The following is an 11,978-nucleotide window of genomic DNA, read 5'->3' on the forward strand; positions in this document are numbered from 1 at the left end:
GGATCAAGAAGGAAAAGAATGGATAGCGGCCCGGGACGAGCCGCTGCACTAACCGCTAGAAATCAGCGTGGGCCTTTGCCCGCCACCGAGTAGAGCACCTGCTGGTTTCGGGTTTTCATGAAGGCTTCCAGGCTCTGTCCACGCATGGCGGCATAGACCTGCAAGTTGGGGATCCCGAGTACCGCCGCGAGTTTCTCCAGCACGAAGAAGATCGCCCCGTACTGGATCAGCCCGCGCCAGTCACGGCGGCGCAACAGATCCCGTTCTTCGTCGCTAAGGCCCCCTTCGTCGAACAACGCTTCCGGCGCCTCGAGAAAACGCTGGCGCCACTGCGGCTCGATCATGCGATGCAGGAACTTGTTCAGGCGATACCCCTTGGCGCTGCGCTCCAGGGTGAATGGATAGGTGCCCTCGAGTTTTTCAATGCCGGCCAACTGGTGCTGCATATGCTGCAGGTGGTGTGCATTGACCTCGACAGGCACCGCACGGTCCTGGTTTTCCAGCAACAGGGTCGCGATACCGGTCATGGATGGCAGGTAATAGTCCTGATGCAGATTTTTCACCGTGGCCGACAATGCACCACGCATGATCAGCCAGGTGATCACCTCCGAGCCTTCCATCCCGCCCAGGGTGGCATATTCGGCGTGGGTCATCTCGGTCAGGCGCTGCGGGTCGTTGACCAGCAAATCGATGAACTGCTCATCCCACTGCGGGTTGTTGAAACCGCAACGCTCGCCATGCACCTGATGGGACACGCCACCGGTGGCGACAATGGCTACCTTCAGGTCTTCGGGATAGCTTTCAATCGCCCGGCGCAGGGCCTGGCCCAACTTGTAGCAGCGCAATGCACTGGGGATCGGGAACTGCAACACCCCCACCTGCAGCGGCACGATTTGCACCGGCCACGCCGGGTCACAGGGCAACAGCGCCGACATCGGCGAGAAAAACCCGTGGTCCAGCGGCTTGTCGCGGAAGAAGCTCATGTCGAACTCATCGGCCATCAGGCTTTGTCCAATGTGCCGCGACAGCGCGGCATGCCCGCCCACTGCGGGCAGCGAGCGTGGATTGCCGCCTTCGTCGGCGACCTCGTAACGCTCATCGACACCGAGGGAGAACGCGCCATAGTGGTCGAAGAAAAACGACGTCACATGGTCATTGAAGATGTAGAACAGCACATCCGGCTGTTGCTCCTTCAACCACACCTTGATCGGTTCGAAGCCTTCAAAAATCGGCGCCCAGGCCGCTTCATTCTGTTTATCGTGATCGACAGCGAAGCCGATGGTAGGTGTATGGGAGACAGCGAGGCCACCGATGATGCGTGCCATGATGAGTTCCTGTGTTCGAAAAAGTTTATTGCGCCAGCAGCGCCCGGTTGACCCGGCGCCGTGCAAGACCGTTGGCCAGGATCGCCAGGGCGGCGATGAAGGCCGGCACGCTCAACAGTGCGAACAGCAACGGCAGGCCCAATCCGAGACTGAGCACCGCACCACCGATGAGAGAGCCAAAGATACCGCCGAAACGACCGATGCCGAGCATCCAGCTCACGCCTGTGGCACGGAAATCCGTCGGGTAGTAACCCGGGGCAAACGCGTTGAGGCCCGTCTGCGCGCCGCTCATGCAGAAACCGGCGGCAATCACGCCAAGCGCCAGCAGGCTCGACTCCAGGCTGAAGGCCCCCAGCAGCAGGATAAACACACCACCTAGTGCATAGGAGGTGGCGATCACGCCGTTCGGATTGCGTCGGTCCATGATCCAGCCCACCACGATCGCCCCGACCGTACCGCCGATCTGGAACAGGCCGGTGATGGTGGCAGCGCGCTCGATGGACAGACCGCCTTCGCGCAACAGGGTCGGCATCCAGCCCATGGTCAGGTAGATCACCAGCAGGCCCATGAAATAGGTCAACCACAGCGCCAGGGTGCCGGCCCGATAACGTTCGGTGAACAGCATGCGCACCGGCGCCTTGTGCTGGGCCTGGGGTTCGGCGAGGGTGAAATTCGTGGTTGGCGAAAATTTGCCCCCCAGCTTGTTCAATACTTTGGCGATCTGGGCAGCCGGCGCATTGCGCGCTGCCAGGAAACGCGCGGACTCGGGCAGCAACAGCCAGAGGAAAGGCAGCAGCACCATTGGCAGAATGCCACCGGCGAGCAACACCGATTTCCAGCCGTACAGGGGAATCAGCCAGGCTGCCAACAAGCCACCCAGCCCCGACCCCATGTTGAACCCGGTAAACATGATGGTGATGAACAGCGAACGATTGCGCTCCGGCAGGTATTCGGCAAGCAGCGTGGTGGTGTTGGGCATCGCGGCGCCCAGGGCCACACCGGTCAATAGCCGCAAGGCCGCCAGCTCATAGGGGTTGCGCGCAAACGCACACGCCAGGCTCAGTACACTGAACCCTGTCACCGCCAACAGCAGCACTTTCTTGCGCCCCACACGATCAGCGTAAGGGCCGGCGGTCAGGGCGCCGATGGCGAGCCCGATCATCCCGGCACTCATGACCGGGCCAAATGCCGCTTTGGACAACCCCCACTCCTGAATCAGTGAAGGCGCGATAAAACCCATGACCGCCACATCCAGCCCATCGAATAGAACAATGAAGAAGCACAGGCTCATGATGAGCCACTGGTACCCGGCAACCGGTCGGTTGTCGATCCACGCCTTGATGTCGACCGTTTCGTGACTCATGTTTTCACCTTCTTATTTTTGTAGAGATAGCGAACGGCCTGGAGATCGCTGCAGGCCAGAGGCCGCCCGACAGCCGAACGCTGGGCGTGACTTTAAAGCCGCAGTCGTCTGCACCGCCTCTGGGAAATCCTTAAACGGGTATCTGTTTTTCTTATCGGATGATTTGAAACGCGCAGGAGCCCAGTCATATGGAAATGCCCATAACTAAAACCGATACCTGCTTAACGACTTCACAGAGGACGCTTGGGAAGCGCTTGTTCTAAGGTCGACGTAACTGCCTTGACGGCGGTTGCAGTGATGGACGCTCTGTAGCTGCACACACTAAAAACAAGGGTTTGAACATGACCACACATCTCGATGACACGGGCTTGTCCCGCCGCTCGCTGCTCAAGAAAGGCTCCGTCGTGCTCAGCGCCAGCGCCGCGCTTGGCATGCCGGTCCTGAGCCAGGCCTCCCGCAACAGCACCACGCAGCGCGCAGACAATGAAGGCACCGATCAATCGCCTGGTACGGTTATGGACCCCCAACTACTCAGTCTGCTGTCGCAACCCAAGATCGATTGCCACCATCATGTGATCGACCCTGTCCAATACCCTTATCCGGCTGACTCTACCTACCAGCCGGCAGGCCCTGAGGTCGGCCCCGCGGCGTATTACGAGCAGGTCATGCAGGCCTATGGGATACGCCATTCAGTGATCGTGCAGCCGACCTCTGCCTATGGCTACGACAACCGTTGTCTCCTGGACACGCTGGCTCGTAACAAGGGCCGTCATAAAGGTGTGGTCGTGGTGCCGAACGACATCTCCAGCGAGACGCTCGCGCAGTACAAGGCGCAGGGTGTCGTCGGTGTGGCGCTCAATGCTGCGCTGCTGGGTCCTGAGCGCTTTCTGAAGATCGACACCCTGATGGGACGCTTGGCCGATCTGGACCTGTATGCCCAGATCCAGGTCAAGGACGATCAGTTGCTTGCGCTGTTGCCGCTGCTGCAGCGCACACGGTCCCGGCTGCTGATCGACCACTCCGGCCGACCCGATGCCAGCGCCGGCTTGCAGCAGCCGGCTTTCCAGGCATTGCTGTCGCTGGCCGGCAACGGACGGACCTTCGTCAAACTCTCCGGGCTGTCGCAATACTCCAGGGAGAGTTACCCCTTTGCCGATGCCAAGCCATACCAACTGGCACTGCTGCAGGCGTTCACTGCCGAAAACTGTATGTGGGGCACGGATTGGCCGTTCTTGCGCGCACACCAAAACATGGAGTTGGGCACCGTCCTGACAAACTTCGGCGAGATGTTCCCGAATGCCAGCGACCGCCACCAGATACTGTGGGAGACCCCAAAACGCCTGTTCGGCTTTAGTGCCTGACCCGCAAGGTCTCGGATAAATCAAACTGATGCCGCATGCGAGCGCCTGACCTTCGCCGGTGACGCCCTGTTCCCGGTGGCCTTCGACCATCCCGACTGACACAACGGCTTCGAGCACGATCCCAAGGAATTGGTTCGCGTTCGAGTCCGCCTGCTACAGGAAGCGGCGGCGAGCTGTTCGCCATTTCTACGATATGGCGAAGGCCCCCGCTGTAACCTCGTGTAGTCAGGGCCCGGCATCCGGGCCCTGAGGCTCAGACCTGCTTCAAGGCGCCATCGAACGCTGGCGTCATCCCCGACAATTGCAGCTTGCGGACAAAATCGCCAAGACGCTGCTGCTTGTAGGCTTCCACGTCCATGTCACGGTAGTCGTAGAAACCTTGGCCATCTCGCAAGCCATTGCGACCGTTTTGCATGTTGTCGGCGATCACCTGTGGCGATTCGAAGCGCGGTGACAGCGCTCCACTCAGGTAGCGCGAGGCGTAGTACAAAATGTCGCCGCCGCCCCAGTCGATGAATTCAAGCAGGCCCAGCACCGAGAAGCGCAGCCCGAAACCGACGCGCACTGCGGTGTCGATATCTTCTGCGTTGGCCACGCCCTCCTCCACCATCCGTGCGGCTTCGTTCATCACCAACGCCTGAATGCGCGGCACGATGTAGCCAGCCACCGGATTGCACACCACGGGCACCTTGCCGATCCGCTTGAGCAGTTGCAGCAGCCGTTCGACGACCTGAGGGCAGGTCGCGTCGCTGCGGCTGACTTCCACCAGCGGCATCAGGTATGCGGGATTGAGCCAGTGCGCGTTCACGAAGCGCGCAGGCGTGCTGACCATTTCGCTCAACTCGGTGACGAGAAACGTCGACGTCGTCGAGGCGATGATGGTCGACGCCGGGACATGCTCGCTGACCCAGGCGAAGGTCTCCTGCTTGACCGCGATGACCTCCGGCACCGCTTCGAACACCAGGTCGCACTGAGGCAGTGTCGCCGCGGCCTGGGATTTCGATTGCACCGTCAGCCGGGCTATCGCGATGTCCGCCTGATCTCCCTCGAGCACACCAAGGCGTACCAGCATCTGCAATTCGCTGCGGATGTTGTTGCGCACACGCTCGAAGTAGCCCTGTCGCTCATCCTCCGCGCGATCCTTTATATCGATGAGGGTGACCGGCAGGCCCGCATGGATAAACGCCAGGGCAATGCCCTCGCCCATCCGGCCGGCGCCGACCACGCTGACCTGGGGCAGCGCGGCGTTCATCAGTTGTAGCTCTTGGTCAGCAGTTCGGTCATCTGCGCCCGACTCAGCGTAGCCAGACCGAGGTTTTCCAGGGTGCGGCCTTCGGCGTAGAGATCCCGTGCAGCGACGACCGAAGCAATGCTCAGCAGGCCCTGCGCGACCGGAGTCGGCACACCGGCCCAGCGGCCGACGGACACCAGGAAAGACAGGCCCAGGCGTGTGTCTTCAAGCATATAGCGGTGCTTCTGCAGGTCGATGTCTTCGCGCCAGTCGCCGCTGTCGGTCAGCTTGCCATGGGCACCGCGACCGTACATCCACTCATCGCCTTCGGTGGTGTTGTAGTGGTCGGCCAGGGGGAAGTGCGGCGCGCCGTAGGTCAGTGCTTCGCGCACGGCCATGCGCTCGGCATCGAGCTGGTTGGTCACGCGGCGGATCGACGGTTGGGTACCTTCGTTATGAATGTCCCAGGCCTCGAAATGCTCCAGGGGACCGGCGTTCATCATGATCAGCGGCGGATGGATGATCGGGCCTGCGTTCATCAGCGCACCGCTCAGGGCGTCTTCAATCGGCTCGACGCTCGGATAGGCCTCGCGTAGTACCGCGAAAGCATGCTCGGACAGGTTGCTGGGGAATACGCCGGTCGGCAGGCGGGTGGCGTAACCGCTGATCACCAGGTCGCTGGCGCCATGCTTGCGTACCAGATACGGCAGCGTACCGGTTTCAGCGAAGGCGACCTTGCTCCGGTTACCCGCATCGGCCATGGCCTTGGCGAACACGAAGCTGCCGAAAGTGCCCGGCGGCAGGAACACCACCTGACCGTCGTGCAGGTGCGGCGCAACATGTCTGGCCAGGTCTTCGTGGGAGGTCGACGGCAGCGGGATGATCACCAGTTGCGCGTCGCCCAGGGCTTCGGCCAGGTCGTCGGTGAACGACAGCTTGTCGCCCTGCTGGCCGACGGACAACTGGCGAGTGCCCTTGTAGTCCTTGATGGTCAGGCTGCCGATGGCCAGCAGCTCCTTGAGCGCGGTGGAGTCTCGACGCCACAGGCGGGTCGGGTACCCCTTTTCAGCCATTTCGACAGCAGCGGCGTAACAGCCGTGACCACCACCCAGCACAGTAATATTCATGCAGATACTCCTTTTTATCAGTGACTCGATCCTATCGAGCCGCACCGTCGCGCACTTATCCGATTGCGCAGCCGACTGACGGATTGCGCAGGAGTCTCAATGCTTCTGCCGCCGCAGGGTGTCCGACGGCAGACAGCCATAGCGTTGCCGATAAGCGCTGGAGAAATGCCCGAAACTGTTGATGCCGTGACGCAACAGGATATCGGTGACGGTTTCACCGGCCCTGCCCTGTTTGAGCGATTCGTGGATCACCGCCAGGCGACGGTCACGGATGTATTCGACCGGTGCCTGCTGAAGGAACTGGTTGAAACCGTTTTGCAGGGTGCGCACCGAGACGCCACACAGTTCGCTCAAGGTCGTCAGGCTGATCGGTTCGTCGAGGTGTTCCTCGATGTAGTCACGGGCCTTTTTCACGTGGTGCGGCAGCGGCGCGCGCGAGTCGATCAACAGGTCCGCCGAGTAGTTGTGCGGCAGCTGTGTGAGCAGCAGTTGCATCAGGTATTCGGACAAGCCGCTGGCGAGACGCGAACCGTCCACGCCGCTGCCGTACAGCCGGCAGATGTAGTCCAGGGTGTGATAGAGGCTGACGACGCCCGCGCCCAGGTGGTCGACGCTGACATCAAAGATCACCGACTGCCGCAGACTGCGGCCGAGCAGGCGTTGCAATTGTGTCTCCAGGGCATCACGGTCGACGCGCAGGATCAGGTTGCGGCACTCGCCATCGGTGACGATGCGGCTTTGCGCGAACGGCGAGGAAACGCTCAGGTAGCCCGACTGCATCGCCGCGCTGCGCCGCCCGTGGGCCACTTCGCAGTGCCCCTGCAAGGTAATGCGGAACAGGTACTGATCGGCAATGTCGCCGATGGTGATTTCCACCGGCGCGCCATAGCGCAGGTCGAGCAGCGCCGAATCGCCGAAAAACACCCCGTTGAGCCGAGTGTGGATGGGCTCGTCACGCAGCACGTTGAAGCTGTGCGGGCACAGGTATTGGCTGACCTTGTCCTTGATCTCGCGGTAATCGGCCGAGCTGAGCAGGCTGTGCCGTTCCAGCAGGTGTACATCATTCAACATCACGGGTTCTCCTGTCCTGAAGCACCTCGGCCCCGCCCCCTTCAAAGGGAGCGAGGCCGGGGCGCCGAACGTGGACTATGACCAATCAGGCCCGGGTCGGATACTCCCGGGCATAGCTTTCCCGAAAACGACGGCAGCCACGCCAGAGTAGTAGCACCGTCAACACCGATGCACCGGCGATCACCAGCGACATCGACGAACCCACCGCCGCGGGCGATCCGAAGTAGCGGTCGGTCAACAGCGCCACCAGCGTGGTGCCCAGGCCCAGGCCCAGCAGATTGCTGATCAGCAGGAACACCGCCGAGACCTGTGCGCGCACCTGGTTCGGCGCGAGGATCTGCATCGCCGCCGTGGACGCCGGCATCGGGAACGAAGCGAAGAACATCGCCGGCACCAACAGCGTCACCGACAGCCACAGTTGATCGACTTGCGGGAACAGCACGGCCGGCACCGCCATGCCGAGAGCACCGATGACGCCGGTGCGCATGGCGGCGTCCTGATGACCTTTCTTGGCCAGGTAGTCGGTGAGCCATCCGCCGAACAGCACGCCTGCGGTATTGGCCACCAACAGCACGGTGCCGAGCATGTAGCCGGCCTCCATTGGCGACAGGCCGAACTTGCGGATGTACAGCGCCGGGCTCCAGCTCATCATGCAGAACAGGGCCATGGCGTAGAACGAAAAGCCCAGGTAATGGCAGGTGAAGGTGGCACGGTGGCGACCGAGGAAACGCAAGCCATCGCTCATCGCAACCTTCTTGGCCTGACCCTGTGCATCGACCTGCAGCCCCTTGCGCGCCGGGTCGCGCACGGTAAGCCAGATCAACAGGCCGACCACGATACCGGGCAGGCCGACAATGAAGAACGCCAGTTGCCAGGCCTTCATCGCACCGAGAACGGCGACTTCGATAGTGTTCATGTCCTTGAGCATCGCGATCACATAGCCACCCACCAGGAAGGCCAGGCCACCACCGACGAACGAGCCGATCGAGTAGATGCCCACGGCGCGGCCAAGTTTTTCCTTGGGGAACATGTCGCTGAACATCGAGTAGGCCGAGGGCGACAGGGCCGCTTCGCCGACACCGACGCCAATGCGGGCGAGGAACATGTGCAGGAAGTTCTTGCTCATGCCGCAGGCAGCCGTCGCCAGGCTCCAGAACACCACGCCGACGGCGATGATCTTCGGCCGGGAGAAGCGATCCGCCAGGTAGGCGATGGGCATGCCCATGAAGGCGTAGAACAACGAAAAGGCCAGCCCATGCAGCAAGCTGAACTGAGTGTCGCTGATCTGCAGGTCGGCTTTGATCGGTTCGATCATCAGCGCCAGGATCTGCCGATCCACAAATGAAAAGATGTAGGCGATCATGCACAGGCCGACCACGTACCACTCGTAAATGTAGGTTTTCTTCTTCTGCTGTTGCAGGACCGCGTTATCGACCTGGATATTCACTAGTGTTTGCTCCTCTTGGAATCCGCTCATGGGCGCAGCGCGCCGGGTGACGGTGCACAGCGCACCGACTGGGAAGTTGCGGGGCAGATGTAAAGGACAAAGGGTTCGAACATGGTCAGGCCTCTTATTGTTATGGGGTCAAACTCCGGATGGACCGGGCTTACCAGAACTTCCAGGTGTAGGTCGTGGCGAAACGGAATTCGTTGTAGTCGTAGCCGTACTTCTGTTTCACGTCGATGTTGCGCAGGTCCAGCCCCAGGCCTTGCAGCGCCCCGCTCTGCACCACGTAGCTGAGCCCCAGGAAGCGTTCGCTTTCCTGGTTGTCGCTCAGGTTGGCGCCACGGTCCCAGTTGGTTCCCTTGATGTAGCGGGTGTAGAGCTTCAGCCCCGGCATGCCCATCCCGGCAAAGTCATAGCTGTAGCGCGCGCCCCAGGACTTTTCATCCGGGCGGACAAACCCCAGGGACGACCAGTGCACCAGATAAGGTTGCGGGATAAACCCGTTCATCGTCGGGAACACGCTGTCACCGAGCATGCGCTGGTAACTGAGGCCAAACATGTGGGCGCCTTTGAGCAAGGTGAACAAGCCACCGTAGGAACGGTTGTCGATCTCACCGTTCAAGGCACTACCATCTTCATTGTTATTGAAGTAGCGCAAGTCGGTCTTGAGTTTGTAGCCATTACCCAAGTCAGCCATATGCATCAGGCCGAAATAGTGCTGCTGATAAATATCGTGCAACACGCCATAAAAATAACTGGCTTGCAGGTTCTTTGTAATGTCGTAAGTTGCGCCGCCGAAGTCCAGGCCGTCACTGTCGAGATTATCGGTGGAGCCAAACTTGTACAGTTTCTCGTGGTTGGAAGATTCCCGTGTCACGGCAGACCAGAACCGGCCACCGGTCATCGTCAATCCATCGACTTCCCTGGACTCGACCACCGCCCCTTGATAGATCGTATCCAGTTGCCGACTGGTGTCATCGTACGCCACCGGCAATTGAGGGCGAAGGTCACCGACCTTCAACTCGGTCTTGCTGTAGCGCATCTTGAAGGTTGCACCGGCGCGACTGTAGTCATCCGCCGTCTGCTGGTCACTGACGCTGAAAGGCAGCGAACCGTCGTTGCCCGATGAATCCAGGCGCACTGCGTATTGCGCATCCACATCAAGGCCGATCGCCAGGGCCGTGTCGGTGTAACCGGACGTAAACTGTGCATCGAACCCCTGAGACCAACTATGCACTTCAGAAACCGGCGCATTGTTATTGGTGTAATTACGGTGCAAATAGAAGTTACGCGTATCCACTTTCAAGTGACTATCATCGACAACATCGGCATAGGCTGCCAATGGCGAACAGATCATTCCCAACACGCCGGCAACACCAAGCCCACGGCAAGATTGTTTTACCTGAAGCATCTAACTTCTCCACATCTGTATGTGCTGAGCACTGTATTTATAGGAGCAGATTCGAACTAAAAGTTAAGAGTTCCGGCAGCCGAACACCGAGCCTTCCTGCGCAGGAAGGCGAATTGCATCAGGGATATAAAGAACGATGGGTTCGAGCATTGTCAGGCCTATTGTTGTTATGGGATAAAACGCCAGGCGGGCTCAATGCAGCAGCCAGCCAAGACGACACGCCTCTTGTCTACCCAAGGTAAGTCAGTAGGCGCCGCGCCGATATCGAGATGAACAGCATCCGTTGGGGGGAAAACTTCAACCCGGCTAAAGGTTTCCCTTAGTCAACTCAAACGCGCAGGGCACACAGTGCGAGATGGCAAGCCTGTATTGCATAAGCCTTCCTATAGCGAGGTCTTGTTGTTGGATGGGCCCTAAACTAGCGATTGCGCTGCCTGCCAACCTCCCCGATTGCGCAGGCGATTCTCCAATTACGCAGCCTGATGCAAACCCTTGGATGACAGGCAGAGAACGGCCTGAGCAGCCAGTCGCAAATGTCCACGAAACCATGGGCGTTTCACTCTGGGGTACATAGGCATTCAGCTTCCCTGCGCTCCCGGTTCCCGACTGGGAGCGCGGCGCCTACAAAGTTGCCATTGTCATTTGTCGTCCATCTTTGTCGACGATTGTGGCCGGCGCTCAGTGCTCTCTTCGGCGTTGGGCGCTTCTGGAAAACTCCCTGGCGTGAACACATGGGTCTGCAGGTCGCTGGAATCGACTTCGGCGACACCATGAACCGAACGGGCCAGCTCAATGGCCTGTTCACGCTGCCTATGAGTGTTGACGCGGCCGCTTAACCCCACTATGCCCGCATGGGTTTTGACATTGATATGCAGGCCAAGGGTCGGATCGGAAAATGCCAGGGCCGACTTCACCTTGGCGGTAATCCATGCATCGTGAACGGCCATTTCCAGACCATGAGAGTAATGCTGGAAGGAGTGAATTTTCATGACTGAACCCTCTCTCGAGTCATCAGACGTATTGTCCATCCCTTTTGCTGTGCTGCCCTCTACCTGTCAGGTGAACGCTATCTATGGATACCTGATTCGTTTTGGAGCGCTCGCCACACAAACATTGACAGACATTAATTATAGTACGGCCGTTGCCTGCGGTCAGAGCGCTGTCCCCGTGCACGTCCGCCCTGGTCGCTTTGTGACAGGCGCAATACCTGCAGAGCCTCCAAACAGACCTTGCTTGGCCGATTGCTACCTGTCGCCAGTACCTCATGGGTTGCGCTGACGCCCTCCCGGGCGGTGCTGACCGCCGTGTTAATGCGAAAAGTTTGCTCAAAAACCTGCACATTTTTATTCTTCAAACCAAAGCCGTCGTCGGGCGCCCTCTCACACCCGCAAACATTGCCGGAGTAAGAAGGAGCATTGCACGACGCAATCAACTGTCCGGAATGTGCTTTTTTCGAGGGAAAAATGGCAGTGCATTGACCTGGTTTTTTACCCCGACCAAGGCTTTTTTGATGGCCGATTGGCTTATAACCCCCGATTTTCACCCTGGAATATGGAAAAAAAGACGAAAAAATCGACGGGGCTTTCATGCGCCTCCCGACTCGCCGAAAGTCAGTCATGGTGCTGGCTGCGCCCTCCGGTGA

10 protein-coding genes and 1 pseudogene are annotated in these 11,978 nt (G+C 59.7%); 2 read left to right on the forward strand and 9 right to left on the reverse strand.

Annotated elements, in window-relative coordinates; all coding sequences use genetic code 11:
- Positions 1–62: 62 nt before the first annotated feature.
- Together KW846_RS20315 and KW846_RS20320 are read right to left on the reverse strand one after the other, a co-directional pair.
- Complete coding sequence (locus tag KW846_RS20315) at positions 63–1,325, reverse strand: gallate dioxygenase (RefSeq protein WP_218484665.1); 1,263 nt, start codon at positions 1,323–1,325, stop codon at positions 63–65.
- A 25-nt stretch (positions 1,326–1,350) separates the two neighbouring features.
- On the reverse strand, positions 1,351–2,688 hold the full coding sequence (locus tag KW846_RS20320; protein ID WP_218484667.1) for an aromatic acid/H+ symport family MFS transporter: 1,338 nt from the start codon (positions 2,686–2,688) through the stop codon (positions 1,351–1,353).
- Positions 2,689–3,029: 341 nt separating this feature from the next.
- On the opposite strand from KW846_RS20320, the gene KW846_RS20325 reads away from it, so the two are divergent.
- Together KW846_RS20325 and KW846_RS30115 are read left to right on the forward strand one after the other, a co-directional pair.
- On the forward strand, positions 3,030–4,049 hold the full coding sequence (locus tag KW846_RS20325; protein ID WP_218484668.1) for an amidohydrolase: 1,020 nt from the start codon (positions 3,030–3,032) through the stop codon (positions 4,047–4,049).
- Positions 4,050–4,088: 39 nt separating this feature from the next.
- Positions 4,089–4,238 (forward strand): annotated as a pseudogene (locus tag KW846_RS30115) (MBL fold metallo-hydrolase); the annotation flags it as partial.
- 64 nt (positions 4,239–4,302) lie between these two features.
- Here the strand turns inward: KW846_RS30115 and KW846_RS20330 are convergent.
- The 7 genes from KW846_RS20330 to KW846_RS20360 all read right to left on the reverse strand — a co-directional run bounded on the left by KW846_RS20330 (position 4,303) and on the right by KW846_RS20360 (position 11,924).
- Complete coding sequence (locus KW846_RS20330; protein ID WP_218484670.1) at positions 4,303–5,301, reverse strand: 3-hydroxybutyryl-CoA dehydrogenase; 999 nt, start codon at positions 5,299–5,301, stop codon at positions 4,303–4,305.
- Positions 5,301–6,407, reverse strand: a complete 1,107-nt coding sequence (locus KW846_RS20335; RefSeq protein ID WP_218484672.1) for an NAD/NADP-dependent octopine/nopaline dehydrogenase family protein — start codon at positions 6,405–6,407, stop codon at positions 5,301–5,303. Before KW846_RS20335 ends, KW846_RS20330 begins: the two co-directional genes overlap by 1 nt.
- A 96-nt stretch (positions 6,408–6,503) precedes the next feature.
- Positions 6,504–7,478 carry an AraC family transcriptional regulator gene (locus tag KW846_RS20340; protein WP_095967115.1) on the reverse strand — a complete coding sequence of 325 codons (975 nt, stop codon included), beginning with the start codon at positions 7,476–7,478 and terminating at the stop codon, positions 6,504–6,506.
- Positions 7,479–7,563: 85 nt separating this feature from the next.
- Positions 7,564–8,925 (reverse strand): MFS transporter, encoded by a 1,362-nt coding sequence (locus KW846_RS20345; protein WP_007971242.1) that lies wholly within the window; start codon positions 8,923–8,925, stop codon positions 7,564–7,566.
- A gap of 160 nt (positions 8,926–9,085) precedes the next feature.
- Complete coding sequence (locus KW846_RS20350; RefSeq protein ID WP_218484674.1) at positions 9,086–10,336, reverse strand: OprD family outer membrane porin; 1,251 nt, start codon at positions 10,334–10,336, stop codon at positions 9,086–9,088.
- A gap of 638 nt (positions 10,337–10,974) precedes the next feature.
- On the reverse strand, positions 10,975–11,325 hold the full coding sequence (locus KW846_RS20355) for a BON domain-containing protein (protein ID WP_218484676.1): 351 nt from the start codon (positions 11,323–11,325) through the stop codon (positions 10,975–10,977).
- Between the two features lie 134 nt (positions 11,326–11,459).
- Positions 11,460–11,924, reverse strand: a complete 465-nt coding sequence (locus KW846_RS20360) for a hypothetical protein (RefSeq protein WP_218484678.1) — start codon at positions 11,922–11,924, stop codon at positions 11,460–11,462.
- Positions 11,925–11,978: the final 54 nt, after the last annotated feature.

The sequence above is a fragment of the Pseudomonas sp. PDM32 genome (assembly GCF_019219225.1).
Classification (GTDB): domain Bacteria; phylum Pseudomonadota; class Gammaproteobacteria; order Pseudomonadales; family Pseudomonadaceae; genus Aquipseudomonas; species Aquipseudomonas laurylsulfatiphila.